The following is a 26,129-nucleotide window of genomic DNA, read 5'->3' on the forward strand; positions in this document are numbered from 1 at the left end:
CAGCCACACCGGACCCCGCAGCGCAGAACTGGATACGCTATCTCGCCGGGCGATGCGTCGCGCACCGTTCGACCGCGGTCGCGGCAATGTCTGCTGCCGTCGCAGCGGCAATCTGTACCGCCCTGCTGCCGTTGATCATTCGCCATGTCGTCGACACCCTGACCCAGGCAGCGGCGTCGGTACTGAGCTGGATGGCGGTGCTGTGGGTGGTCGGTATCGTCCGGTTCGCGGCGTCGTGCACCCGGCGGGTGTCCTCGTCGAGGCTGTCGCTGGGTGTGCAGCACGACCTGCGCCGCGACCTCTTCGCGGCCCTACTGCGGCTGGACGGCCGGGCCCAGGCCGACCTTCAGACCGGTCAGGTGGTGAGCCGCGCCATCACCGACGTCACGCTGATTCAGATGTTCCTGCAACTCATTCCGATGGTGGCCGGAAACGTCGTCCTACTGCTGAGTTCATTGGTGCTCATGCTGGTGATGTCGCCGCCGTTGACGGTCATCGCCGCGGTGATCGTCCCGGTGCTGTGGTGGATCACCCGCCGCAGCCAGCGAGACCTGTTCCCGGCCAACTGGGATGCCCAGGCGCGGGCCGCGGAGGTAGCGATGCGGGTGGAGGCCGCGGTAGCGGGTGTGCGAGTGGTCAAGGCGTTCGGCCAGGAGGAATACGAGCTGGACAGGTTGGATGCCAACGCCCGCTACCTCTACCGGTCACGCCTGCGCATCGCCCACATCACCAGCAAGTTCACCCCGGCCATGCAGGCCGTACCGGCGATCGGGCAGGCGCTCGTCCTGATCGTCGGCGGACTGCTGGCTCTGCGGCAATCGATCACCCTGGGTACGTTCTTGGCCTTCATGACCTACCTGGGTTCGTTCGTCAGCCCCGTCCGGCAGTTCGCGATGCTGCTGACCGTCAGCCAGCAGGGCAAGGCCTCACTCGACCGCGTCCGCGAGGTGATATCCGCCCCGGTGCCCCCGCAGCGACCAAACCGGTGTCCGGCGCACTTCGACGGGCCGCCCAGCGTGGAGTTCCGCGACGTCGAGTTCTCCTTCGGAACCGCAAAGGTGCTCGACGGTCTGACCCTGCGCGTCGAGCCGGGTGAGACGATCGCGATCGCCGGAGGTGCCGGCTCCGGCAAGTCGATCCTGATGCAGTTGCTGCCCCGGCTGTTCGACCCGGATTCAGGTTCGGTTCGCCTCGGCGACAACGATATCCGCGACCTTGCCGACGCCCGCTCCCAAGTGACGGTGGTGTTCGAGGACACCCACCTGATGGCCGACACGGTGCGGGCCAACGTCGCCTACGGCCGGCCCGATGCGACCGACGAGGAGATCTGGCACGCCTTGTGGCTGGCCGCCGCCGACGGGTTCGTCAGCCGGCTGTCCGAGGGGCTCGCGACCCGTATCGGTGAACGCGGACAACGGCTTTCCGGTGGACAACGCCAACGCATCGCGCTGGCCCGGGCATTGCTGACCGATGCTCCGATCCTGGTATTGGACGACGCCACGTCGGCGATCGACGCGAAGGTCGAGGAGGAGATCTTCGTCAGGGTCCGTGCCGAAGTGCAACGCCGCACCACCCTGGTGGTGGCGCACCGCATGTCCACCCTCGCCCTTGCCGACCGGGTCGCCGTCCTCGATGCCGGCCGGGTGGCCGAACTGGGTACCCTGCAAGAACTTCAGGGCACGGGCGAGCTGTTCCGGGCCCTGTTCACCCCTCCAGACGTCGCCGAGATCGGGGCGGCGCCCGCCCGCGGCGAGCGACGACCGCCTTCGGCCACCGCCGACCTGTGGATCGAGCCCGTCGACGACGACGGGCCCAACGTACTGGCGCAGGTGGCACGCGCATTCTCGCAACGCGCAGCCGGCGGCGGCGGCGCCATCGGGCGTGCCGGTGGCGGAGCGGGAATGCTCGCCTCGGCACCGCCGAGTGGTGACGTACAGGCGCTGATCGACGGGCTACCGCCGGCGACCGGATCACCCGAGGTACCGGATTCGTTCACCCGTACGCCTGATCCGCAGTTCTCGTCCGGGCGCCTGCTGCGTCCCTTCGCGGCTCCGCTGCTGGCCGGGTTGGGACTCGTCACCCTGGATGCACTGGCCCAGATCCTGGTCCCGTTCCTGGTCCGGTTCGGCATCGACCACGGTGTGCTGGCACAGGCCCACACGGTTCTGCTGCTGGCGGCCGCATGCGCGGTCGTCGTGGTGATGCTCGACTGGGCGATCAGCGTCGGGCAGGTACGGGTCATGGGCCGGTCCTCCGAACGGCTGTTGTTCGGACTGCGGGTCAAGACCTTCGCTCAATTGCAGCGGCTCGGATTGCCCTACTACGAACGGGAACTCGGCGGCCGGATCATGACCCGCATGACCTCCGATGTCGACGGTCTGTCGAACTTCCTGCAGACCGGGCTGGCGACAGCGCTCACCAGCACCCTGACCATCGCCGGCGTCGTCGTTGCGTTGACGGCCATCAACCTGCGGCTCGCACTGGTGGTACTGGTGCTGCTGCCGGTCCTGTTCGTGACCACAGTGCTGTTCCGCCGGGCCTCGGTGCCGGCCTACAACCTGGCCCGTGATCGGGTGAGCGCCGTCAACGCCTACCTGCAGGAGAACGTCGACAACATCAGGGTCACCCAGGCGTATCAGCGAGAAGCGGTCAACCAGAACGAGTTCGAACGTCGATCCTGGGGATATCGAAATGCCAGGATGCGTAGTCAGACGTTGATGGCGATCTTCTTCCCGTTCGTCGAACTGATGTCGGTGGTGGCCACCACGCTGGTGCTCGGTGTGGGCGTGCACGATGTGCGGCACGGCGTCATCACGGCCGGGACGCTCATCGCGTTCCTGCTCTACATCGAACTGCTGTTCTCGCCCATTCAGCAGTTGTCTCAGGTGTTCGACAGCTACCAGCAGGCCGTCATCGGCGTCGATCGCTTGAGTGGTCTACTGCGCGAGACGATCTCGACACCCGACCACGACGACGCCGTTCCGGTCGCGCGCCTGGAAGGGGCGATCGAGATCCGTGGGCTCGGGTACTCCTATGCCACCAGTACCAAGCCGGTACTCGCGGATATCGACCTGCGGATCAACCCCGGACAAAAGGTGGCGCTCGTCGGCGAAACGGGTGCGGGCAAGTCGACCCTGGTCAAACTGCTGGCCCGGTTCTATGACCCCACGGAGGGCTCCATACTCGTCGACGGCATCGACATCCGCCGGTACCGGCTGCAGGACTATCGAAAACGACTCGGCGTGGTTCCGCAGGAGGCGTATCTGTTCGGAGACAACGTGCGCGACGCCATCGCCTACGGCAAGCCTGCTGCCACACCGGCCGAGATCGAATGGGCGGCACGGGCAGTCGGCGCACACGAGATGATCGCCGACCTCGAGCACGGCTATTACCAGCCGATCGGCGACAACGGACAGAACCTGTCCGCGGGCCAGCGTCAGTTGCTCGCGCTGGCCCGGGCCCAGCTCATCGAACCTGACATCCTCATCCTCGACGAGGCCACCGCGTCGCTGGACCTGGCGACCGAGGCCAGGGTGCGCGCGGCCGTCGACATGCTGACCGCCGGCCGGACCACGATCGTCGTCGCACACCGCCTGGCTACCGCGGCCGACTCCGATCTCATCGCCGTCGTCGGCGAGGGCCGATTGCTGCAATCCGGAACCCACGCAGAGCTACTCGCCGTCGCAGGGCCCTACCGGCAGTTGTGGGCGGCCTACGTCAGCGGGGGCCAGGACGGCGGCAGCGCGTCCGATCACAACCAGTTGAGCACCGCGCAATCCGCGGTAGCACCGTAGAGAGGGGCACCCTATGACCGAATTCCTTTGGTACATACCGAACCATGCACAGCCCGGGCATCGCGGCGATGACGTCGTCGAGGACCACAACAGCCTGGCGACACTGACCGCCCACGCCCGGACCCTCGAGGACAACGGTTGGGGCGGTGCGCTACTCGGTACCGGTTGGGGACGACCGGACACCTTCACCGTGGCCGCGGCACTGGCCGCCCGGACAACGACGTTTCAGCCCCTCATCGCGATCCGGCCCGGATACTGGCGCCCCGCGAATTTCGCAGCGGCCGCCGCAACTCTCGACCACCTCACCGAGGGCCGGGTGCTGCTCAACATCGTGTCCGGCAAGGACAATCTCGCGGCGTACGGCGACGCCGAAGGCGATCAATCACATCGCTACGCCCGTACGAAGGAATTCCTGCAGATCGTGCGCAAGCTGTGGACCGAGGACAACGTCACCTATCACGGCGACCACTTCAGCGTGACGGACTCCTCGGTCGCGCATCGACCGGTGGTACGCGGTGACCGCAAGCATCCCCGGCTCTACTTTGGCGGGGCATCCGAGGCCGCCGAGCGAGTGGCTGCCGGCGAGGCCGACGTCCAGTTGTTCTGGGGTGAGCCGCTGGACGGCGTGGCCGAGCGGATCGATCGGCTGAAACGGCTCAGCGACGAGATCGGCCGCGAACATCCGCCCCTGGAGTTCGGCCTGCGCGTCACCACGCTGATTCGCGACACCACCGAGCAAGCGTGGGCCGACGCCGAGGCCAAGGTGACGGACATGGCCGCCGGCAAGATAGTGTCCCGGCGGGACCCCAACCGACCGGTCGCCGTCGGCCAGCATCGACTCCTGGAACTGGCGGCCCAAGGCGAGGTTCTCGATGACAACCTCTACACCACACCCGGCAAGTACGGCGGTGGCGGCGCCGCCACGACCTGGTTGGTCGGTTCGGCCGAGGACGTGGCGAAATCGCTGCGCAAGTACCAGGATCTCGGCATCACCCACTTCGTACTGTCGGACACCCCGTACCTGCGCGAGATCGAGCGCCAGGGCCGACAGTTGCTGCCGCTGCTGCGGGCGGGTTAACGAGTCAGCGCAATGTACTTCGTGTCGAGGTATTCCTCGATGCCCTCCGACCCGCCTTCACGCCCGAATCCGGATTCCTTGATACCGCCGAACGGTGCGGCCGCATCCGAGATGACACCGCGGTTGATGCCGACCATCCCGGATTCGATGCCCTCGGCCACCCGCAACGCGCGGTCCAGCGACTGGGTGTAAACGTAAGCAGCCAAGCCGTATTCGGTGTTGTTGGCGGCCTTGACCCCGTCTTCCTCGGTGTCGAACCCGGTGATCGGGGCGACCGGGCCGAAGATCTCCTCTTTGAGGATGCGGGCGTCGGCGGGCACGTCGGCGAGCACCGTGGCCGGGTAGAAGTTGCCCGGCCCGCCCGGCGCGACGCCGCCGACCGCGACGGTCGCACCGCGGGATACCGCATCGGAGACGAGTTCGGTGACGGTGGAGACCTGCTTGGAGTTGATCAGTGGGCCCAAGGTGGACGCGGGGTCGATGCCCTTGCCGAGGGTGAACTCGCTCATCCTCTTGACGAGCTTCTCGGTGAACTCCTCGCGCACCGAGTTGGCCACGTGGAATCGGTTCGCCGCGGTGCAGGCTTCACCACCGTTGCGCATCTTGGCCAGGATCGCGCCGTCGACCGCGGCGTCGACATCGGCGTCGTCGAACACGATGAACGGGGCGTTGCCGCCGAGCTCCATCGACGTGCGGAGCAGCTTGTCGGCGGACTGCTTGACCAGTGCCTTGCCCACGCCGGTCGAGCCGGTGAAGGTCAGCTTGCGCAGGCGGCCGTCGTCGATCAGCGCGGTGCTCACCGCGCCGGGGTTGCTGGTCGGCAGCACCGAGAGCACGCCCTTGGGCAGGCCGGCCTCATCCATCAGCTTGGCGAGCAGCAGCATGGTCAGCGGGGTTTCCTGCGCGGGCTTGACGATCATGGTGCAGCCCGCGGCGAAGGCGGGCCCCATCTTGCGGGTGCCCATGGCCAGCGGGAAGTTCCACGGTGTGATCGCGTAACACGGGCCGACGGCCTGTTTGGTGACGAGTATCCGGCCGGTGCCCGCCGGCGCCGGGGTGTAGCGACCGGCGATGCGCACCGCCTCTTCGGAGAACCAGCGGAAGAACTCGGCGCCGTAGGCGACCTCCCCCTTGCTCTCGGCGAGCACCTTGCCCATCTCCAGGGTCATCAGCGCGGCGATGTCGTCGGCGCGTTCGGTGATCTTCTCGAACACCGAACGCAGGATCTCGCCACGCTTGCGCGGCGCAGTTGCGGCCCATTCGGCCTGCACCGCACACGCGGCGTCCAGCGCGGCCACGGCATCGGCGGCGGTCGCGTCGGCCACGGTGGCCAACACCTGATCGTCGCTCGGATCGAGCACGTTGAACGTCGACGCGGCCTGGCGTTCCTCACCACCGATCCACAGACCCGTGGGCACGGATGAAATCAAGTCTTCAATGGCCATACATCCATCATGTACACCTTCAAATCACGCGCCGCACTAAGGTCGGGAGAATGAGTGCTGACATCACCGCAACCCCCGCCTGGCAGGCTTTGTCGAAGCACTACGACGAGATCCGCGACATCCATCTGACAGAGCTTTTCGCCGAGGATCCGACCCGCGGGACCGAACTTGTGTTGACCGTCGGCGATCTCTACATCGACTACAGCAAGCACCGCGTCACCCGTCGGACGCTGGAATTGCTGGCCGACCTGGCGCACACCTCGGGGCTGGAGGCCCGGCGCGATGCGATGTTCGCCGGGGAGCACATCAACACCTCCGAGGACCGCGCGGTGCTGCACACCGCGCTGCGGTTGCCTGCCGACGCGTCGTTGACTGTTGACGGCCAGGACGTGGTGGCCGACGTGCACGAGGTCCTCGATCGCATGGGCGGGTTCACCGACCGGCTGCGCAGCGGCGAGTGGTCCGGCGCCACCGGCGACCGCATCAAGGCCGTGGTCAACATCGGCATCGGCGGTTCCGATCTGGGCCCGGTGATGGTGTACGACGCGCTGCGTCACTACGCGGACGCCGGCATCAGTGCCCGCTTCGTGTCGAACGTCGACCCCGCCGACCTGGTGGCGACGCTCGCCGATCTGGACCCGGCCACCACGCTTTTCATCGTCGCCTCCAAGACATTCTCCACGCTGGAGACGCTGACCAATGCCACCGCCGCGCGCCGCTGGCTGGTCGATGCCCTCGGCGAAGATGCCGTCGCCAAGCATTTCGTGGCGGTGTCCACCAACGCGAAGCTGGTGCAGGAGTTCGGCATCGACACCGACAACATGTTCGGGTTCTGGGACTGGGTCGGTGGCCGGTACTCGGTGGACTCGGCGATCGGGTTGTCCGTGATGGCCGTGATCGGCCGCGAGCGGTTCGCCGAATTCCTCGCCGGTTTCCATCTCGTCGACGAGCACTTCCGCACCGCGCCGCTGGCCGAGAACGCTCCGGCACTGCTGGGGCTGATCGGCCTCTGGTACTCGAATTTCTTTGGCGCGCAATCGCGTGCGGTGCTGCCGTACTCCAACGATCTGTCCCGGTTTGCGGCCTACCTGCAGCAGTTGACCATGGAGTCCAACGGGAAGTCGGTGCGTGCCGACGGCACCGCCGTCACCACCGATACCGGTGAGATCTTCTGGGGCGAGCCGGGAACCAACGGCCAGCACGCGTTCTATCAGCTGCTGCACCAGGGCACCCGGTTGGTGCCGGCCGACTTCATCGGCTTCTCGCAACCCACCGACGACCTGCCGACCGCCGACGGCACCGGCAGCATGCATGACCTGTTGATGAGCAACTTCTTCGCCCAGACCCAGGTGCTGGCATTCGGCAAAACGGCCGAAGCCATTGCATCTGAACTTCCGGATGGGACTTCCGCTGCGGTTATCCCGCACAAGGTGATGCCCGGAAACCGACCGACGACGTCAATCCTGGCAACCAGGTTGACGCCGTCGGTGGTAGGCCAGCTCATCGCCCTCTACGAACACCAGGTGTTCACCGAGGGAGTGGTGTGGGGGATCGACTCCTTCGATCAGTGGGGCGTCGAGCTGGGCAAGACCCAGGCAAAGGCACTGCTGCCGGTGATCACCGAGTCGGAATCACCGGGCGAGCAGTCTGACTCGTCGACCGATGCGCTGGTGCGCCGGTATCGCGTCGAGCGCGGGCGGTCTGCCTAGATATGTAGGCCCTAGAGGTCGCCTACGGCGCCGGGATGGAGGCGCAACCCACGTTCGGGATGCAGCCCTCGGCGCCGCCGGGTCCTGCAGTGCCGCCAGGTCCACCGGGAATTACGCCGCTGGCACCACCCGGCCCTGCCGTGCCGCCCGGGCCACCGGGAATCACACCCGTCGCGCCTTCAGGACCAGCCGCGCCGCCCGGGCCGCCCGGAATTACGCCGCTGGCACCACCCGGGCCTGCCGTGCCACCGGGGCCACCCGGAACTTGGCCGGTGGCGCCGCCAGGCCCGGCAGTTCCCATGTCGGAGCACGCCGTGCCGTCGGCATTGACACAAGGCGGTGGAGCAGGCTCAGCCATGGCCACGGGGCCAAAGGCGACAGCACCTGCCGCAGCGCCTGCAAAGAGCATCGAGGCAATCAATTTTGTGGTCATGAAGGCGGGCTACCCAGATTCACCCCGTGCTGAAACCCCGGCGGCCTAGCAGCGACTTTTCAGCGACAATCGCCCATGGATACCCCGCGCCACTCTGGCCCCACGATTGATCAGTACTTGCGTCACTTCAGTGAGCTTCAATCACTTCAGCAACAGAATTCGGGTTGACCGGTTGTCAGCGACAGTGTCGCTGACAACCGGTCATTGGACAGACGAGCCTGGAGAGGCCAATGGTGCCGATGTGCCGACAACGGCCAGCGACAACGTGTTCAGCGATGCTGATGTTGCTCAAGTGGCGATTGTCGCTGAAAAGTCGCTAACAGCCGGGCACATCGACACCCCGCGAAAATCTCGGGTGTGATTGTCTGCGACGAGGCGCCCCGAAAGGCCCGGACTAGGCGAAACGCTTGGTGTACTTCGGCGGCAGCAGCCGCATCACCTGGGTCAGCGGCGACCACGGCCAGCGCGGCACGACGGCCCGGCCCTTCTCCTTCTCGATGGCCTCGACCATCGCGCGCACGCCGGTCTCGTTGTCGACCATGAGCATCGTGGTCGCCGACTTGGCGGTCATCTCCGACTCGATGTAGCCCGGCTCGATCACCGTCACCCGGATCGGTCCCTTGTCGTACTCTGCGCGCAGCGACTCTCCGAGTGACGTCATCCCGGCTTTCGACGCGCAGTAGGCGGCCTTGCCGCCGGGCACACCGGTGTTGCCCAGCACCGACGAGATCAACACGAGGTGACCGCTGCCGGACTTCTTGAACATCTCCAGCGCCGTCTCGATCTGCACCAGACCCGCGATCAGGTTGGTCTCGATGGTGGCCTTGTTCGCCCACGGCTTGCCCTCGCCCAGCGGCCAGCCCTTGCCGATCCCCGCGTTGACAATCACCCGGTCGATGCCGCCGAGTTCCTCGGACAACTCACCGAACACCTGTGGCACGGCCTCATGGTCGTTGACGTCCAGCGCAGCGACCGCGACCTTGACGTAGGGGTGCCGGTCGGCCAGCTCGGCCTTGAGCTCGTCGAGGCGCTCGGTACGCCGGGCACACAGCGCCAGGTCCCGGCCCTTGGCCGCGAATTGACGGGCCATGCCCGCGCCCAGTCCGGAGCTGGCACCGGTGATGAGGATCTTCTGACGGGTCATCGCTGCAGGATAACCGAGTTAGACAACTGTCAAAAACGCGGTCTATTTGAGTAGTCGCGACATCCGCCGGTCGGCCAGCACCTTGCCGCCCGTCTGACACGTCGGGCAGTACTGGAACGACTTGTCGGCGAAAGACACCTCCCGCACGGTGTCCCCGCACACCGGGCACGGCAATCCCGTGCGGGCATGTACGCGCAGGCCCGACCGCTTCTCCCCCTTGAGCGTCGCGGCCTGCTGACCCACCGACCGCGTCACCGCATCGGTGAGCACCGAGAGCATCGCGTCATGCAGCGCGCCGAGTTGGGCATCGGTCAGCTTGCCCGCCGTGGCGAACGGCGACAGCTTGGCTACGTGCAGGATCTCGTCGCTGTAGGCATTGCCGATGCCGGCGATCACCTTCTGATCGGTGATCACCGTCTTGATCCGCCCGCCTTGCCCGGCCAGCACACCAGCCAGCCCGGCCGAATCGAGCGACAGCGCATCAGGCCCGAGCGAGGCAATCTGTGGCACATCGAGAGGATCGGCGACAATCCAGACCGCCAACCGTTTCTGGGTGCCGGCCTCGGTGAGGTCAAAGCCCACCGCAGGACTGGATGTCGCCGCCGGGGCGGCTCCGTCGCCAAGGTGTACGCGCAGGGCGATCGGGCCCTTCCCTGACGGTTTGAGCGGCGTCGGCGCCAACTTGTCCGACCAACGCAACCAACCCGCCCGGGACAGGTGCGTGATCAGGTGCCAGGGGCCTACTTCCAGGCCAAGGTACTTACCCCAGCGGTTCGCCCCGGTGACGGTCTGGCCGTGCAACGCCGTCGTCGGCGGATCGAACGTCTTGAGCACCGACAACGCGGCCACGTCGATCCGGGTGACCACCCGGTCCGTCGCATGCCGGCGCAGATAATCGGCCAACGCCTCGACTTCGGGCAGTTCAGGCATGGCTCCAGTGTGTCAGCGAAACGCCGAGCATGCTGTAGACATGTCCAATCGGCCTGCTCCCCGGGCGACCAACCCGCTGCAGCACATCTTCGTGATCAACAGCGTGCCGCGCCGGTGGCCGTTCGCGCTGCGCGCCGGAATCTGTATGGCCGTACCGGTTCTGGTGGGCTGGCTGGCCGGCGACACCACGGCCGGGTTGATCGCCACCATCGGCGGATTCACGTCGCTGTACGGCAGTGGCCGCCCATACCTGAACCGCGGCGCGTTCCTGGCGGTGGTCGTCGTGAGCTTCGCGGCCGCGGTGGCACTCGGGGACTGGGCATCGTCGACCCCCTGGCTGGGCGTGCTGACTGTGACGGTGATCGCCGCGGTGGCCACCCTGGTCTGCCACGCCCTGAGCGTCGGACCGCCCGGGGCCTACATGTTGGTGCTGGCCTGCGCCGCGGGCACCGGCACCCCGGCCACGCTGCACCTGAGCCCGGCTCATCACGCGACGCTGGTCCTCGCGGGCGGCGCGTTCTCCTGACTGGTGCACATGTCGGGCGCACTGATCCGTCCACGTGGACCGGAGAAGGCTGCGGTGGCCGCAGCTGCCGGCGCCGTCGCCGCCTACATCGAGAACCCCTCGGCCGACACTCGCCACCGGGCCGCGCTCCTGCTGCACACCGCCTGGGTCACGCTGGTCACTTATCAACCGGTGCAACCGAAACCGGATCAGGCGCTGTATCGGTTGCGGGTCGTCAACCGTCGGCTGCATGAGCTGTTCGCCGAGGCCATGCGGGCCGCTGATACGGGCGCGCCGGCTCCCGAAGGCGGCGCGGACCTGGCCCGGCACCTGGCCACCGTGCCCGCCGACGCGATCGCCGATGAGCATGGCGCCGAAGGAGTTCCGCTCGGCAGGCCCAGCGTCGCGCGATTGCTGCGCCGCGCTCTGACGCCGGGCTCGGTGTCGCTACAACTGGCGGCGCGGGTCGCCGTCGCGGTGTTGTTCTCGGGCGTCATCGCCGTACTGATCTCGCAGGCCCTGACCATGACCCACGCGTACTGGGCGATGGCCGCCGCGGTGCTGATGCTGCATCAGGGCTTCGACTGGCAACGCACGGTGGCCCGCGGGATCGAACGGACGCTCGGCACGTGGCTCGGGCTCGGTGTGGCCGGCTCGATCCTCGCGTTGCACCCGCAAGGCCTCTGCCTGGTACTGGTGATCGGGGCGCTGCAATTCACCATCGAGATGTACGTGCTGCGCAACTACACCCTGGCCGTCGTGTTCATCACGCCCGCAGCCCTCACCATCGCCTCCGGCGGCCAACCTGTCGACAATCTCGGCGAACTGCTGCTGACCCGCGGTAGCGACACCCTGATCGGGTGTGCGGTGGCCCTGGCGGTGTACTGGGCGACCCAGCGTCTGCGCCACCCGACCGGCGTGCCGAGGGCGATCACGGGCACACTCGACGCGGTCACCGCGACCCTGCCGCACCTGGCGGCCGGCGACGCCACCTCCCCGACGGCCCGCACCGAGCGGCGCGATCTGCAACTGCGGGCCATGGAACTACTGCCGGCCTATGACGCGAGCGTCGGCGGATCCCCCGCGCAACGCCTTGGCGCCGAACGGATGTGGCCGACAGTCGTGGCCACCGAACAACTCGCCTACCGCACACTGGCGGCCTGCTGGGGCGCCGAACGGGACGGCACTACCGAGGCCGGCGCCGCCGCCGCGACAGACACCACGGCGGCGCTGACCGAGCAGGCGTGCGCCCTACGCGAGAGCCTTGACGAACGACAGTAGCCAGCTCACCAGCGACAGCACGATCGCCGCCCAGATGGCGGTCCACCAGAACTGGTCGATGTGCAGGCCCCAACCCGTGGTGTTGTCGGTGATCCACGAGGTGATCCACAGCATCAGCGCGTTGATCACGATGTGGATCAGGCCGAGCGTGAGGATGTAGAGCGGGATCGACAGGATCTGCACGATCGGCTTCACGAACGCGTTGACCAGACCGAAGATCACCGCGACGACGAAGATGATGCCCACCCTGGCGATGGTGGTGTCACCGCCGATGAAGTAGATCCCCGGCACGACGAGAGTGACCACCCAGAGCGCGAATCCGGTTATCGCGGCGCGCAGGAGAAATGAGCTCATGGCGGTCTAGTCTGCCGATCGCAGCAGGTATGTGTCCATGATCCAGCCGTGACGGGTCCTGGCTTCGGCACGCGCAGCAACGATTTCGGCGCCGATCTCGCCGACGGTTCCCGCGTACAGCAACTCGTCGGGCGTGCCCAGGTAGGCACCCCACCAGATGCGGGTCTGCGGCGGGCACTGGGTGAACGCGCAGTCGGCGTCGAGCATCACCACGGCGCTTCCTGTCAGCCCGTGCTCACGTAGCTGACGTCCGGTGGTGATCAGCACCGGTTCGCCGACGTCATTGAGCGGGATGCGGTGCCGAGCGGTCAGCACCTGAATCGCGGTGATGCCGGGGATGACGTCGTAGGCGAACTCGACGTGCTCACCGACCATCTCCAGGATCCGCAGGGTGCTGTCGTACAACGACGGGTCTCCCCAGGCCAGAAACGCCCCGACGCCGTCAGGGCCGAGTTCGGTTTCGATGGCCTCCGCCCAGATCCGGGCCCGCTCCGCATGCCAGTCCGCCACGACCTGGCGGTAACCCGGTGCGTCACCGGCCGCGGCGCGGGGCGGGTCGACCAGCTCGACGAAGCGGTAGTCGGGTTCGGTGATAAAACGGTCGCAGATCAGCTTGCGCACCGCGACCAGATCGTCGGCCGCACCCCGGCGCGGGCCCTTGTCCATCGCGAAGAACACCTGGGTGTCGTTGAGCGCGGAAATGGCCTGGGCCGTGACGAAGTCCGGATCACCGGCTCCGATTCCGATGACATGGATGCGACGCACCGTCGAAGGTTATCCGAACCGGAACCGGGTACCCCAAGTATCCGGTACCCGGGGTATTGACATCATGCATTGTCGGTACCTACCGTCGGAAAGAGGGGGACCACAAACGAAGGGAACGTCAACGGTGACAACTTCGGTCAGACCCGGCGAAGGCTCGGCCAACGCCGCGCGGCGGGACGCGTTCTCCGAACGCCTGCTCAAGGGTTCGGTTCGCAAGTCGTACGCGCCGGTGGTGGACATCGACTGGCAGGCGCCGATCGATCCGGACAAGTTCTTCCTGCCGCCGACGATCGTGTCGCTGTACGGAACTCCGTTGTGGGACAGCATGACCCGCCAAGAGCAGATCGAGCTGTCACGCGAGGAGCTGGCCAACACCCTCTCGGCGGGCATCTGGTTCGAGAACATCCTCAACCAATCGCTGCTGCGCAAGATGATGCATCAGGACCCCACCTCGAATTCCACGCACTACGAGCTCACTGAACTCGGCGACGAGACCCGGCACATGGTGATGTTCGGCAAGGCCATCGACAAGATCGGCGCCAAGCCGGTGCGGCCGCGGCTGTACCAGCGCATGATCATCAACTCGCTGCCCTTCTTCTTCCGCGGCTCGGTGCTGTGGGTGGCCGCGCTGATCGGTGAAGAGATCTTCGACTCGCTGCAGCGGCAGATGATGGACGACCCCGAATTGCAGCCGATGGTGCAGCGCCTCATGCGCATCCATGTCACCGAGGAAGCCCGCCACATCCAGTTCGCGCGGGACGGCCTGCGCGGGCGCACTCCGTCGATGCGCTGGTACCAACGCATGTGGGTGGCCAACCTCAACGGGATCGGCGGATTGTTCTTCCGCTATCTGTTCACCAACAAGGTGCAGTACGCGCGCGTCGGTCTGAACGCCCGCGCCGCCCGCCAGATGGCCCGGGCCAGCGCGCACCGTCGCGAGGTGCAGATCTCCGGATTCGCCTCGCTCGCGGCCTTCCTCGAAGAGGTCGGGTTGATGGGCCGCATCGGGCGCCGGATGTGGCGGCGTTCGGGCTTCCTTCCGGCGAAGGCTCCGCGTGGCATCGCCGGGTCAGCGGGTACTCCCGAGATTCCCGGGACCGGCATCACCGAAGAAGTGTTCGGCGGGCTCGCCATCCTCGACACCGGTGACGGCGATCGCCGGGTGAATGTGCGGCTGGCCGGCCATCTCGATCCGATCGACGGGAAATACCACTGGCGCGGAACGATTCTCGATGCACCGAGCACCGTCGCCCCCGGGCCGGTGCGGCTGAGCATCGGCAACCGCACCGTCGACGCCCGCATCACCGAGCGCACTTCGCAGGGCACACACTCGATCGCCGGCGTCGGTCAACCGCCCTTTGAACTGGACGACGTCGACGGGTCCGACGTCAGCGTCGCCGGATAAGTACCGCGCGGCCGAGCAATCCGACGGCGAACACCGCCCCGCCGATCCCGGAGATCAGCAGTGGCAGCTGGCCGGCCCACTGCCCTGCAGGTCGGAGCCGACCAGCGAGGACACCCAGGCCTTGCTCACCCCGTCGGTGCAGCCCGTGAACAGGCCATAGGCCCGATCAGCAGCCAGGCCAGCAGCGGATCGGTCGCCAACCCCAGCCCAGCCGGGAAACTGGAGATGGCATACACCACGTTGTAGGTGACGTAGGCCAGGATCACCTCGACAACCGAGAAGCCGATCTCGTTGAGCCGCAACAACAGCAGCGCGTCGGGGAAATTCACCAAGCCGAATGCCACCAGCACGGCCGTCACGCGCCAGTATCCGCCGGGCAGGTCCCGCACCCGGGCGAACACCGGCTGGCGCTCCTTACGCGGCTCGGCCCGACGTTTCTCGGAAACCAGGAACACCAGGGCGACGCTGAGCACCGCGGGCACCACAGCCACCCACAGCAGCGGCGCGATCTGATGGTCGAGCAGCTCGTAGCCGGCCAACCCCAACAGCGGCCCGACGACGGCGCCCGTGGTGGCCATCGCCCGGTGGAATCCGAAGACCCGGCCGCGGGCGGCGTCGTCGACGTCGGCGACCAGCAGGGCATCCCGCGGCGTACCGCGGATCCCTGTGCCAAGCCGGTCCACCACGCGACCCGCGAGCACGCCCGACCACGCACCGGCACCCGGCCATCTTGCCTGCCCGATCCGCCCCACAGAACTAGAACACGTTCTAGTGTGGACGCCATGCGGTTCACCTACGCCGAAGCCATGACCGACCCCACCTACTACATCCCGCTGGCCCAGGCGGCCGAGGCGGCCGGCTATCACGCCATGACGATTGCCGACAGCGTCGCCTACCCCTTCGAATCCGACTCCAAATACCCGTACACCCCTGACGGCAACCGGGAGTTCCTGGACGGCAAGCCATTCGTCGAAGCTTTCGTGATGGCCTCGGCCCTGTGCGCGGTCACCACCACGCTGAAGTTCAACTTCTTCGTACTCAAATTGCCGATCCGGCCACCGGCCCTGGTGGCCAAGCAGGTCGGCTCACTCAATGCGTTGTTCGACAACCGCCTGGGGCTCGGGGTCGGCACCAGCCCGTGGCCCGAGGACTACGAGTTGATGGGCGTGCCGTTCGCACGGCGCGGCAAGCGGATGGACGAGTGCATCGACATCATCCGCGGACTGACCAGCGGTGAGTACTTCGAATACCACGGCGAGTTCTACGACATCCCCAAGACCAAGATGACCCCGGCGCCGTCGAAGCCGGTGTCCATCCTCGTCGGCGGGCACGCCGAAGCGGCCCTGCGCCGCGCAGCCCGCAACGACGGCTGGATGCACGGCGGCGGGACCGACGATCTCGATGTCCTTCTGAAGCGGCTCAACGAGATTCGGGCCGAGGAAGGTCAGACCGGACCGTTTGAAGTCCACGTGATCTCGGCTGACGCGTACACGCCCGACGGCATCAAACGACTCGAGGACAAGGGCGTCACCGACGTGATCGTGGGCTTCCGCCTGCCCTACATCAAGGGCGACGACCCCGAGCCGCTGGATCGCAAGATCCGCCACCTGGAGAAGTTCGCCGAGAACGTCATCGCGAAGGTCTAGGGCTGGGGCCGCGGGAAGTGGGGATTCCCTGCACCGTCTTCTACACCTGGGTCGCGTTCGGCGCCGACCGACCGCCCGGGTGTGGAAAACGGGACCATCGAACCACGGTTTGAGGGAACACTCGCCGCCCCGTTAGCGTTGCACCCGCCGTTCTCGCCCAACGCTGCCCGAGAGCTCAGTCCGGCAACCCCCGAAAGCCGGAGACCCAGAACTCGGAAAGCCTACGAATGACGACCTCCCTCGAACGTGCGCGCTCAATCGTCGCTCCCGACCCCACGGTGCGCCTGCTCGCAGTGTTCGCCCTGGCCCTCGGCGGCTTCGGGATCGGCACCACGGAATTCGTCGCAATGGGCCTGCTGCCCGACATCGCGACAGGGTTCGGCATCACCGAGCCCACGGCAGGCCATGTCATCTCCGCGTATGCGCTGGGTGTCGTCGTCGGCGCGCCCATCATCGCCGCCCTCACCGCGCGGTGGCCCCGCAAGGCGCTGCTGCTCACCCTCATGGCGGTCTTCACCCTCGGCAACGTGGCCAGCATGCTGGCGCCGACCTACCTGACCCTGGTGATCGCCCGGTTCGTCACCGGTCTGCCGCACGGCGCGTTCTTCGGGATCGCTGCGCTGGCCGCCGCCCATCTGATGGGTCCGCAGAACCGGGCCAAGGCCGTGGCCTACGTGCTGTGCGGCCTGACCGTCGCGACGGTGCTGGGCGTCCCGCTGGCGTCCTGGCTCGGTCAGGCGCTGGGTTGGCGCAGCGCGTTCGGCCTGGTCGTCGGCGTCGGTCTGGTCACGCTGGCCGCTCAGTGGCAGTGGCTGCCCGAGCATCTCCGGTCCATGCACGTCACCAGTCCGCTGACCGAACTCGGTGCGCTGCGCCGTCCCCAGGTGTGGCTCGCCGTGCTCGTCGGCATGATCGGCTTCGGGGGCATGTTCGCGGTCTACACCTACATCAGCACCACGATGACCGACGTGACCGGACTGCCGCGGTCGCTGGTTCCCGTGGCGCTCATGGTGTTCGGCCTGGGCATGGTGGTCGGCAACCTGATCGGCGGCCGGCTGGCCGACATCTCGGTGATCCGTGCGCTGTACCTGGCGCTGGGCTCGCTGGCCGTACTGCTGGCCGTGTTCTCGGTGGGATCGCACAATCCGTGGACCGCGCTGCCGCTGTTGTTCGGGGTCGGTGTGGCGGGCTCCGCCGTCGGCCCCGCCCTGCAGACCCGGCTGATGGACGTCGCCCACGATGCGCAGACGCTGGCCGCCGCGCTCAACCACTCCGCGCTCAACATCGGCAATGCCACGGGCGCCTGGGTGGGCGGTCTGGTGATCGCGGCCGGCTTCGGTTACACCGCCCCCGCAGCCGCGGGCGCAGTGCTCGCTGTCGGCGGCCTGCTGGTGTTCACCGTGTCGGTGGCACTGCAGCGCCGCAGGCCTACTCCTCGATGATGTGGACCGCGGCCTCTTCCGCAGAGGCCGCCCCGCCGTCGATGCCGACGTCAGTCCCCAACAGCTCCGCCTCTTCGTCCGCGCCGAACCCGGCGTTGGGAGCGACCAGGCGACCGGACCGCCGGCCCCCGACCTCGTCATCACCGGCCTGCTCGTCGGGGTAGTCAGTATCGTCGAGCTGCATCGCGGGATCAGGCTCTTCCTCGGCCAGCAGCTCATCGAGGGTCTCGTGGTCGCGCGGTTCGCGCCAGCGATCGGGCGGCGAGTAACCCTCGTCGAGCAGATCATCGACACCCCGGTCGAGCAGGGTGTCCTCCTGAGTCAACTGGTCGTCGTCATCGACGCTGTACCCGTCACTACTCATACTTCAACGATGGCACAGCTCGCGCCCACCTGAGCCCGTCTTCGCAGTTGGAGTGGTCACAGAGATCGACTGATGATCTCTTTCATGATTTCGCTTGTACCGCCATAGATCTTGTTGACCCGCGCCGCGGCGTAGGCCCGACCGATCGGGTACTCCATCATGTAGCCGTAGCCGCCGAAGAACTGCACGCAGCGGTCGACGACGGCCACCCCCTTGTCTGCGGCGATCAGCTTGGCCATCGATGCGGTGGCCGGGTCGTTGTGCCCGTCGATATAGGACTGCACGCAGTAGTCGACGGTGGTCTTGATCGACAGGACCTCGGCTTTGAGCTCGGCGAGGGCAAAGCGGTTGTGCTGAAAACCGATCAGCGGCTTACCGAAGGCCTCACGTTCCTTCGTGTAGCGGATCGCCTCCGATACCGCGGCTTCGGCCATGCCGGAGCACACCGATGCGATGGCCAGCCGCTCGCGGGCCAACTGCTCCATCAGCTGGTAGAAGCCCAGTCCCTCTTGTCCACCGAGCAGGTTCTTCACCGGCACCCGCATATCGGAGAAGAACAACTCGCGGGTGTCCTGGCCGTGCTGGCCGACTTTCTCCAGCACCCGTCCACGTTCGAAACCCTGCAGGTCGTCGTCGGTCTCCGCGACGATCAGGGAGATGCCTGCCGCGCCCTGCGACGGGTCGGTCTTGGCGACGATCACCACCAGGTCGCAGTGAGTTCCGTTGGAGATGAACGTCTTCGACCCGTTGATGACGTACTCATCGCCGTCGCGAACGGCCGTCGTACGCACCGCCTGCAGATCCGATCCGGTTCCGGGCTCGGTCATCGCGATCGCCAGCACGGCCTCACCGCTGATGATCTTCGGCATCCAGCGCTGCTTCTGCTCGGCATCGGCGTAGGTGTTGATGTAGTGCGCGACGATCGGGGAATGCACCACCCAGCCGGAGGCCGAATCGTGGGCGAGCGCCAGTTCCTCGGCGACCACCGCTGAGAATCCGAAATCCCCGCCGGCACCGCCGTACTCCTCCGGCAGGTCCAGACCCAGCAGCCCGGCGTCGCCGAGTTTGTTCCAAAATTCCCGCTCGACCTGGTGGTTTCGGGCCCAGCGTTCCTGATTCGGCGTGGCTTCCCTCCGGAAGAACTCCGCGGCGTGCCGGCGGAGTTCACGGTGCTGATCGGTCTCCCAGGACGCCCGGTAGTCGGGGAACAGTTCAGACATCGTTGTTACCTCATCTTTGTCACCGTCGAACGATTACGATACAACTGTATTGTTCTAGGGTCAGGTGTACAGGAGGCGAGTGGCATGGTCAACCCGCGGGCCACAAACGAGGACCTGACAGCGAAGGCCCGGATCCGCAACGCCGCCCTGGACCTCTATTCGAAGTCCGGCCCGGACCGAATATCGCTGCGCGCCATCGCCTCCGAAGCCTGCGTCACGCTCGGCCTGGTGCAGCACCACTACAAGACCAAGGCCGGGCTGCGCGATGCCGTCGACCAGCTGGTGGTGGACTACTTCGCGGCCGCGCTCGCGGAGGTTCCCGAGGCCGACCATCCGGCCGATCTCGCCGCCGCCCGCGACGAGGCCGTCCGCCGCATGCTGCGGGCGAACCCGCCGGTGGTCGATTATGTGCGCCGGGCCCTACTGGACCCGTCGGGCGAGAATCTGCATCTCCTCGATGTCCTCGTCGACCTGACCGCGCGAGAGGTCAACACGCTGCGGAAGACGGGGCGCGCATCGACGAGACGCCGCGAGTCGACCCAGATCGTGGCGGTCCTGGTGCGCCAGATGGGTGAGATGCTGCTGGCGCCACTGGTGGATGCGGTGTGGGATCGCGTGGACAGCCCCGAGTCCGAGCGCAAGCCGCGTCTCCGGGTCACTGTCGAGGAGAGCTGAGCCGAAACCGGCCCGACACCGGCAATACTGAGAAAATTCGCATATTCACCTGAGAATTCTGGAATTTTCGAACTCGATTCCCAATTGGACGTAATAGGTAGCAACCGGAAGTAGTGGGACTTCCGGTGCGGCCTGCAACGGAGGGTTGGGAAATGAAGTCATATACCATCGCCACATTGGCCGCGGGCGCGCTGGCCGCGGGAACATTCCTCGGGGGCATCGCCGCTGCCGCCCCGACCGGACAGTCGGCCGAACAAACCGTGAAAAGCCTGCAGACCAGCGGCTATCACGTCATTGTCAACCGCACCGGCGCCGCGCCACTGGCCAACTGCACCGTGCTCGGCGTACGCCAGGGGCATACCATTGCCACCAATGACTCCAGGGGCGGAAGTTCGATCAATACCACCGTCATTTCAAAGACGGCCTACGTCGACGTCGCCTGCTGAGTTGGGAATAAAACAGGGCACGCGTTTGTTGAATGCGCTGAACCCGATTTAGCGGTTCGCGCGAGAATCAATGCCCACATCGGCCGCACAATGTTGTGCGGCCGATTTGTTTTGGCCGAGGCCCTGCAAACGCCTGGCTTGTCGGTGGGTCGGCGTACGGTACCGAACATGAGTTCGATATTGGTTTCCGAGAGAGACATCGAGCGGACGGTCGTCGGTGATGCCCTCGATCACCTGAACGCCGCCTGCAAAGAGATCGACGCGCTGTCGGTGCATGCCCTGACGCGGGCGGAGCTCCACGAGGTTCTGAGCCGGCTCGACGCAGGCGAGAAACGGCTGGCGACCGCTCAACAGCGGCTGCTCGGACGGATGGTCGCCACCGACAACGCTTCGCCGCCGCGGTTCGACCCGGCCGGGGTTCTCGCCAGGAGGCTGCGCATTTCGCCGGCCGAAGCGCGACGGCGAATCGCCGACGCCGGCCAGACGTCCGGCTGAGGTGCACACGGCGGACCGACGGGGCGGATAGATTCCACGTCCATGACCGTCACCGTCGACGAGCTCGAGGTCGCTGACCCGCCGGACACCTGGACGCGAGCGGGATTTTTCGTCGACTCCGACGCCGTCTGCCGGGTGGGTGAGGTTCGCATCAGACTGGTCGGGCGCGACCGCGGCACCGGCATCATCGGGTGGTCGTTGGGTGACCTGCCAACAGGTGACACCTTCGAAGTCCTCGATGGTGTCCCCACCACGCGATCGGATGCGGTCACCGCACAACCGGCCACCCACCCGAACGGCGTCACCGCGATCGACCACATCGTGCTGCTGTCCCCTGACCTGGACCGCACGGTCGCCTCAATGGCGGCCATCGGAGTGGAACCGCGCCGGGAACGGGACACCGAACTCGGCGGACGACGGATGCGTCAGATCTTCTTCCGCTTCGGAGGGGCGATCATCGAGGTCGTCGGTTCGCCGGAGACGGCCAGTGACGGTCCCTCGAAGCTCTGGGGAATCACGTACGTCGTCGACGACATCGATGCGAGCGCCGCGTTCTTCGGCGACCACACCGCGCCGGTCAAGGACGCGGTCCAGCCCGGGCGCCGGATCACCACGGTCCGGCACCGCGACCTCGGCATATCGGTGCACACAGCCGTGATCTCGGCGACTCTGCGTCCTTGACGTGTGTCGGGACGCCGCTCGCCCGAAACAGTTCCCTATCCTCAGCGCATGACTGACGCCGGACACTCGAGCACCGACGTCGTTGTCGTCCATACCGACGGCGGGTGCCGACCAAATCCCGGCCCCGGCGGCTGGGGCGCGGTGCTGCGCCACCGCGAGCGTGTTCGCGAGATGTACGGCGGCGAGCCCGGAACCACCAGCAACAACCGGATGGAGCTGATGGCGCCCATCATGGCGCTCGAGGCACTCACGAGGCCCGTAGTGGTGCACCTGCACACCGACAGCACCTATGTCCGCAACGGCATCACCAAGTGGGTGCTCGGCTGGGAACGCAATGGCTGGCTGACCGCCGCCAAGCAGCCCGTGAAGAACGTCGACCTCTGGCAGCGGCTACGGGCCGCCTGCGCCCAACACCAGGTCGAGTGGTTCTGGGTGAAGGGTCACTCGGGTGTCGCCGACAACGAGCTGGCCGACGAGCTGGCGACTCGGGGGCTACGGGAAGCGCTCGACGGTTCGGGCGATCTGGTTCACTGACGACGCCCAGGTTCCGCGATCGTCGCAAGCAGGCTGTCGATGAGCTCGTCAGCCGTGGTGTGCCACTTATCGGTATCAAGCAGACCGCTGGTTTCCAAGCCGCAGGCGCCGTGGGCGGCGGTCAGCAGGATGGCCGCATGACGATTCGCGTTCTCCTCCCCGGCGGCAGCGGAGACGATGGCGAGAAACTGATCGCACATTCGTTGTGCCGCACGCGCGATGGCCTCGGGGTCGCCGAGCGGCGGGCTGAACATCAACCGATACAGATGAGGCCTTCGCCGGCTGAGAGCGACGACGGCCAGTAACGCCGCACGTAGGGTCTCCGCGGGCGAAAGGCCCGAATCATGGTGCAGTGCTTGCATTTCAGCGCCGAGGCACTCCCACCCTTCGGCGGCAACTGACGTCAGCAGCGTTTCCTTGTCGGCGAAGTGGCCGTAGGGCGCACCCCGGCTGACGCCGGCCCGCGCGCCGACCTCGCGCAGTGTCACCGCGGCCGGACCTCCGGCATCCAGCAGCGCTGCGGCCTCGTCGAGCAGGGCGCGGCGCGTCGCGGCGGCCGTCTCGGTGCGCGTCACCCCGCGGCCGGAAGCGCGCCGAACACCCCGGGATTTCCGGTCTGAATCCGAGAAGTGAGCTTCAGCTTGGAGATTCGCCAACCGTCGACGGTTCGGACGAATGCGTTGGTGTAGTACCCGTACACGGTCTGCTCGGTACCGCCGTCGGCCGCCGCGTTGTAGTGGATGGCCCGGACGTATGCGTCGACGTTCGCGTGATCCTCATCCTCGAAGGTGATCACCAGGTTGGTGATCATGTGCTGGGTCGCGGTCAGCACGGTCATCACCGGTGCGATCATCGCGACGAATTCGTCGGCGCTGAGACGGGCGGGCGGGGTGCCGAAGACGGAGCTGTAGTCGCCCTCGACCTCGTCCGCGAAGCACGTGCGAAACAGTTGCCAGTCGCGCGAATCAACCCCGGTCGCGTATCGGAGTTGCACGTCGGTGATCGCTTCGCGATCGAACAGACGCTGCAGGCGGACAGCATCGATGGCATCTTCATGTGACGTTGTCATATGAAGGATGATGCCCCATTCATATGACAACGTCAACTGGAAGTCTCCGGCGCACTGGCAAGTCAGACCTTGACCGCAATCTTGAAGATGAGGGTGACCAGGGCTCGCGAGAACCGCCGGGCCGAAGCGCGCACGGAATTACGCATCGCCCACGAAATGTTTCTCCAGATGGGCTCCGACGGCTTCGCCGAGCGGACGCGCCGCGAACTCCGAGCGGCGGGCGAGTCATTGGGGAAAGAGCGCAGAGGCGGATCGACGGTGACATTGACGACACAAGAAGCTATATCGCCCGCCTGGCGGGCGAGGGCTTAACATCTTCGCCAAACTCGGGGTATCGTCCCGTCGGGAGTTGAGGCGCCCCCGCGGGTGACGGGGCAACGCGGCGCCGAACCACGTACACCACACTTCTTTTCAAAATGTGCTATTCCCACACCACTTCATCCGGCGTTTTGTCCGGACGCAGCCCACGCCAGCTGGGTTGACGCAGCCGGTGGTCTGAGGTCCGCTCGCTGTACCGCACCTCCCCCACCAGCTCGGGTCGCACGAACGTGACCCCCTTGGCGTCGAGCTTCGGCAGAGGCTTGTCGAATGGCGATTCCTTGGTGTGCAGGGGTTTCAGCATGCCCTTGAGCTTGGCCAGCTCCTTCTCGGTGAACCCGGTGCCGACCCGCCCCGCGAATTGCAGGCCGTCGGAACCGGGCACCCCGAGAACCAGTGCCCCGATACCGCTGCTGCGCCCGCCCTCTCCTTGCCGCCAGCCGCCGATCACCACTTCCTGGGTGTTCCAGATCTTGTCCTTGATCCACGACGCCGACCGCCGCCCGGGCTGATAGGTCGCATCCCGTTTCTTGGCGACCACGCCCTCGAACCGGTTCTTGCGGGCGTGTTCCATGGCCTCCGGACCATCACCCGCCAACGGCTCCGGCACGATCAGGCCACCACCGGATGCCAACGCCTCCAAGAGCTTTCGCCGATCGGTGTACTTGGCTCGCAACAAGGACCGGCCGTCGAGCCACAGAATATCGAAGGCCCAGAACTCCACCCGGGTGGAGCGGGCCCGGTTCTGCATCTCGCCGAAGTTGGGCACCCCATCGGAATCGAGTGCCACCGCCTCGCCGTCCAGCACCACGTGGTGATCGGCGAGGTCCGCGGCCAGCGCCTGGAATTGGGGGTATTCGGCGGTCACATCACGTCCGCGGCGAGAACGCAGTTGCAGCCGGCCATGATTGGCCTCGACCAGCAGTCGGTAGCCGTCCCATTTACCCTCGAACGCCCATTGCGTGGCTTTGAGTTTCGCGACCGATCCCTCGGTGGCCAGCATGGGGGCGAAATCCTTGGGCTCGGGCGTCGCCGCTTTCTGGTCCTTCATCCGGTGCGCCAGCCAGTTCTTGCCGTCTGTCTGGATGAGCACATAACGCCCGGATATCCGGCCGCCGTGGAGTGTGACGATCACTTCCCCACCCCGCTCAGGGCCGTCGGGCGGATGGTCATTGAACTTTTCGGTCTCGTAGGTGCCGGTATCCCAGATGTTGACCTCGCCCCCGCCGTACTCGCCCTTCGGAATCTCGCCGTGGAACGTGAGGTATTCCATGGGATGGTCCTCGGTATGTACCGCAAGATGATTCACCGATGTGGTGTCGGGCAGATTTTTCGGCACTGCCCAGCTGACCAGTACCCCGTCTCGCTCGAGGCGGAAGTCGTAGTGCAGCCGCCGGGCATGGTGTTCCTGGATGACGAACGCGTCGTTGTTGCCTGTCGTCGGCGACGCCTTCGGGACCGGTTCGGGAGTCTTGCCCGCATCGCGCATGCTGCGGTAGGTGGTGAGTTTGTCGGCCACCGGTGCGTCATCGTCAAGCCCGGCCAGCAGGTCGCCGTGGCCGGAAACCCGTTGCAGCACTTCGTCGAATCGCAGGTGACGCAGATCCGGATCGCCGATCTCATCCCACGAGCGCGGCGCGGCGACGGTCGGGTATTCGCGTCCGCGTAGCGAATACGGGGCGATCGTGGTCTTGGCCGCGTTGTTCTGGCTCCAGTCCAGGAACACCTTGCCGGCCCGCACGCTGCGGGTCATGGTGGCGGTGACGAGTTTGGGCATCGCCTGTTCCAGCTGCACGGCCACCCGCTTGGCCAGCACCGAAGCACCCCGAGAGCTGATCGCTTCGGCCAGTGGCACATACAGGTGCAGTCCCTTGCTGCCGCTGGTGAGCGGGTACGTCGTCAGGCCGATATCGCCCATGAGTCCCCGCACCGCCTGGGCGACCTCGCACAGCTGCGGCATGGTGACGCCCTCACCCGGATCGAGGTCGAACACGATGCGAGTGGCCGAACCCTGGCTGCCGTCTGACGAGAACCTCCATTGCGGCACATGCACTTCGAGCGCCGCCTGCTGCGCAATCCACGCCAGGCCCTCGCGGGTGTTGATGATCGGGTACGTGGTGGTGCCGGACTTGTGCACGATGGTGCCCCGCTCAAGCCAGTCCGGGGCCGAGGATGCCAGCTGCTTTTCGAAGAACGACGTCTCCTCGACCCCGTTGGGCCAACGTTTGCGGGTGACCGGGCGGCCGGCGATGTGGGCCAGCATCACCTCGGCGATGCTGAGGTAGTAGTCGAACACCTCGGCTTTTGTCGTGCCGGTGGCGGGGTAGAGCACCTTGTCGGGGTTCGTCAGCCGTACCCGCTCATAGCGCTCCATGACGCCCTTCCATGTGGCAAAC

Annotated in this window: 26 protein-coding genes and 1 pseudogene; 14 read left to right on the top strand and 13 right to left on the bottom strand. The window is 66.4% G+C overall.

Features of this window, described 5'->3' with window-relative positions; all coding sequences use genetic code 11:
• Positions 1–86: 86 nt before the first annotated feature.
• Positions 87–3,794, top strand: a complete 3,708-nt coding sequence (locus tag HBE63_RS20075; RefSeq protein WP_243858179.1) for an ABC transporter ATP-binding protein — start codon at positions 87–89, stop codon at positions 3,792–3,794.
• Between the two features lie 13 nt (positions 3,795–3,807).
• On the top strand, positions 3,808–4,872 hold the full coding sequence (locus tag HBE63_RS20080) for an LLM class flavin-dependent oxidoreductase (RefSeq protein ID WP_166906315.1): 1,065 nt from the start codon (positions 3,808–3,810) through the stop codon (positions 4,870–4,872).
• Here the strand turns inward: HBE63_RS20080 and HBE63_RS20085 are convergent.
• Positions 4,869–6,317, bottom strand: coding sequence for an NAD-dependent succinate-semialdehyde dehydrogenase (locus HBE63_RS20085; RefSeq protein WP_166906316.1), 1,449 nt, complete (start codon positions 6,315–6,317; stop codon positions 4,869–4,871). The two genes, HBE63_RS20080 and HBE63_RS20085, sit on opposite strands and share 4 nt — an antisense overlap.
• A gap of 50 nt (positions 6,318–6,367) precedes the next feature.
• Here HBE63_RS20085 and pgi point away from each other — a divergent pair, with 50 nt between their 5' ends.
• A complete protein-coding gene (gene pgi, locus HBE63_RS20090; RefSeq protein WP_166906317.1) occupies positions 6,368–8,026 on the top strand; it encodes a glucose-6-phosphate isomerase in 1,659 nt (552 codons plus the stop codon).
• 22 nt (positions 8,027–8,048) lie between these two features.
• On the opposite strand, the gene HBE63_RS31505 is transcribed toward pgi, so the two are convergent.
• On the bottom strand, positions 8,049–8,435 hold the full coding sequence (locus HBE63_RS31505) for a hypothetical protein (protein ID WP_371815047.1): 387 nt from the start codon (positions 8,433–8,435) through the stop codon (positions 8,049–8,051).
• A 154-nt stretch (positions 8,436–8,589) separates the two neighbouring features.
• Between HBE63_RS31505 and HBE63_RS20100 the strand changes: the two genes are divergently transcribed.
• Complete coding sequence (locus HBE63_RS20100; protein ID WP_166906318.1) at positions 8,590–8,820, top strand: hypothetical protein; 231 nt, start codon at positions 8,590–8,592, stop codon at positions 8,818–8,820.
• A gap of 33 nt (positions 8,821–8,853) precedes the next feature.
• Here HBE63_RS20100 and HBE63_RS20105 read toward each other — a convergent pair whose 3' ends face one another.
• From HBE63_RS20105 to HBE63_RS31515, 3 genes and pseudogenes are all read right to left on the bottom strand, one after another.
• Positions 8,854–9,603 (bottom strand): SDR family oxidoreductase, encoded by a 750-nt coding sequence (locus HBE63_RS20105; RefSeq protein ID WP_166906319.1) that lies wholly within the window; start codon positions 9,601–9,603, stop codon positions 8,854–8,856.
• Positions 9,604–9,645: 42 nt separating this feature from the next.
• A complete protein-coding gene (locus tag HBE63_RS31510; protein WP_243858758.1) occupies positions 9,646–10,113 on the bottom strand; it encodes a zinc finger domain-containing protein in 468 nt (155 codons plus the stop codon).
• A 222-nt stretch (positions 10,114–10,335) separates the two neighbouring features.
• Positions 10,336–10,533 (bottom strand): annotated as a pseudogene (locus tag HBE63_RS31515) (DNA-formamidopyrimidine glycosylase family protein); the annotation flags it as partial.
• Positions 10,534–10,573: 40 nt separating this feature from the next.
• Here HBE63_RS31515 and HBE63_RS31520 point away from each other — a divergent pair.
• Together HBE63_RS31520 and HBE63_RS20115 are read left to right on the top strand one after the other, a co-directional pair.
• The gene (locus HBE63_RS31520) at positions 10,574–11,059 is read left to right on the top strand and encodes a hypothetical protein (protein ID WP_243858182.1); all 486 of its coding nucleotides are present in this window, start codon (positions 10,574–10,576) and stop codon (positions 11,057–11,059) included.
• A gap of 9 nt (positions 11,060–11,068) precedes the next feature.
• Complete coding sequence (locus HBE63_RS20115; RefSeq protein WP_243858184.1) at positions 11,069–12,319, top strand: FUSC family protein; 1,251 nt, start codon at positions 11,069–11,071, stop codon at positions 12,317–12,319.
• Here HBE63_RS20115 and HBE63_RS20120 read toward each other — a convergent pair.
• Complete coding sequence (locus HBE63_RS20120; protein ID WP_166906321.1) at positions 12,290–12,673, bottom strand: phage holin family protein; 384 nt, start codon at positions 12,671–12,673, stop codon at positions 12,290–12,292. The two genes, HBE63_RS20115 and HBE63_RS20120, sit on opposite strands and share 30 nt — an antisense overlap.
• A 6-nt stretch (positions 12,674–12,679) precedes the next feature.
• Complete coding sequence (gene cobF, locus HBE63_RS20125; RefSeq protein WP_166906322.1) at positions 12,680–13,438, bottom strand: precorrin-6A synthase (deacetylating); 759 nt, start codon at positions 13,436–13,438, stop codon at positions 12,680–12,682.
• Between the two features lie 124 nt (positions 13,439–13,562).
• Here cobF and HBE63_RS20130 point away from each other — a divergent pair, with 124 nt between their 5' ends.
• A complete protein-coding gene (locus HBE63_RS20130; protein WP_166906323.1) occupies positions 13,563–14,843 on the top strand; it encodes a diiron oxygenase in 1,281 nt (426 codons plus the stop codon).
• Between the two features lie 125 nt (positions 14,844–14,968).
• Here HBE63_RS20130 and HBE63_RS20135 read toward each other — a convergent pair whose 3' ends face one another.
• Positions 14,969–15,544, bottom strand: coding sequence for an MFS transporter (locus HBE63_RS20135; protein WP_371814788.1), 576 nt, complete (start codon positions 15,542–15,544; stop codon positions 14,969–14,971).
• An 81-nt stretch (positions 15,545–15,625) separates the two neighbouring features.
• On the opposite strand from HBE63_RS20135, the gene HBE63_RS20140 reads away from it, so the two are divergent.
• On the top strand, positions 15,626–16,489 hold the full coding sequence (locus HBE63_RS20140) for an LLM class flavin-dependent oxidoreductase (RefSeq protein ID WP_166906324.1): 864 nt from the start codon (positions 15,626–15,628) through the stop codon (positions 16,487–16,489).
• 227 nt (positions 16,490–16,716) lie between these two features.
• Positions 16,717–17,931: an MFS transporter gene (locus HBE63_RS20145; protein ID WP_166906325.1), complete on the top strand. Its 1,215-nt coding sequence runs from the start codon at positions 16,717–16,719 to the stop codon at positions 17,929–17,931.
• On the opposite strand, the gene HBE63_RS20150 is transcribed toward HBE63_RS20145, so the two are convergent.
• Together HBE63_RS20150 and HBE63_RS20155 are read right to left on the bottom strand one after the other, a co-directional pair.
• Positions 17,918–18,295, bottom strand: a complete 378-nt coding sequence (locus tag HBE63_RS20150) for a DUF5709 domain-containing protein (protein WP_166906326.1) — start codon at positions 18,293–18,295, stop codon at positions 17,918–17,920. The genes HBE63_RS20145 and HBE63_RS20150 overlap by 14 nt on opposite strands.
• 56 nt (positions 18,296–18,351) lie before the next feature.
• Positions 18,352–19,515 carry an acyl-CoA dehydrogenase family protein gene (locus tag HBE63_RS20155; protein WP_166906327.1) on the bottom strand — a complete coding sequence of 388 codons (1,164 nt, stop codon included), beginning with the start codon at positions 19,513–19,515 and terminating at the stop codon, positions 18,352–18,354.
• Positions 19,516–19,599: 84 nt separating this feature from the next.
• On the opposite strand from HBE63_RS20155, the gene HBE63_RS20160 reads away from it, so the two are divergent.
• From HBE63_RS20160 to rnhA, 5 genes are all read left to right on the top strand, one after another.
• The gene (locus HBE63_RS20160; RefSeq protein ID WP_166906328.1) at positions 19,600–20,190 is read left to right on the top strand and encodes a TetR/AcrR family transcriptional regulator; all 591 of its coding nucleotides are present in this window, start codon (positions 19,600–19,602) and stop codon (positions 20,188–20,190) included.
• Positions 20,191–20,342: 152 nt separating this feature from the next.
• The gene (locus HBE63_RS20165; RefSeq protein ID WP_166906329.1) at positions 20,343–20,636 is read left to right on the top strand and encodes a hypothetical protein; all 294 of its coding nucleotides are present in this window, start codon (positions 20,343–20,345) and stop codon (positions 20,634–20,636) included.
• Positions 20,637–20,804: 168 nt separating this feature from the next.
• A complete protein-coding gene (locus HBE63_RS20170) occupies positions 20,805–21,131 on the top strand; it encodes a hypothetical protein (RefSeq protein WP_166906330.1) in 327 nt (108 codons plus the stop codon).
• A 42-nt stretch (positions 21,132–21,173) separates the two neighbouring features.
• A complete protein-coding gene (locus tag HBE63_RS20175; protein WP_166906331.1) occupies positions 21,174–21,812 on the top strand; it encodes a VOC family protein in 639 nt (212 codons plus the stop codon).
• Positions 21,813–21,860: 48 nt separating this feature from the next.
• A complete protein-coding gene (gene rnhA / locus HBE63_RS20180; RefSeq protein WP_166906332.1) occupies positions 21,861–22,346 on the top strand; it encodes a ribonuclease HI in 486 nt (161 codons plus the stop codon).
• On the opposite strand, the gene HBE63_RS20185 is transcribed toward rnhA, so the two are convergent.
• The 3 genes from HBE63_RS20185 to HBE63_RS20195 all read right to left on the bottom strand — a co-directional run bounded on the left by HBE63_RS20185 (position 22,340) and on the right by HBE63_RS20195 (position 26,107).
• Positions 22,340–22,921, bottom strand: a complete 582-nt coding sequence (locus HBE63_RS20185; protein ID WP_166906333.1) for a TetR/AcrR family transcriptional regulator — start codon at positions 22,919–22,921, stop codon at positions 22,340–22,342. The two genes, rnhA and HBE63_RS20185, sit on opposite strands and share 7 nt — an antisense overlap.
• A complete protein-coding gene (locus tag HBE63_RS20190; RefSeq protein WP_166906334.1) occupies positions 22,918–23,415 on the bottom strand; it encodes a nuclear transport factor 2 family protein in 498 nt (165 codons plus the stop codon). Before HBE63_RS20190 ends, HBE63_RS20185 begins: the two co-directional genes overlap by 4 nt.
• A 421-nt stretch (positions 23,416–23,836) precedes the next feature.
• Entirely contained in the window at positions 23,837–26,107 is a 2,271-nt protein-coding gene (locus HBE63_RS20195; protein ID WP_166906335.1) for an ATP-dependent DNA ligase, read from the bottom strand.
• Positions 26,108–26,129 lie beyond the last annotated feature (22 nt).

This window comes from Mycobacterium sp. DL440 (assembly GCF_011745145.1).
Lineage (GTDB): Bacteria > Actinomycetota > Actinomycetes > Mycobacteriales > Mycobacteriaceae > Mycobacterium.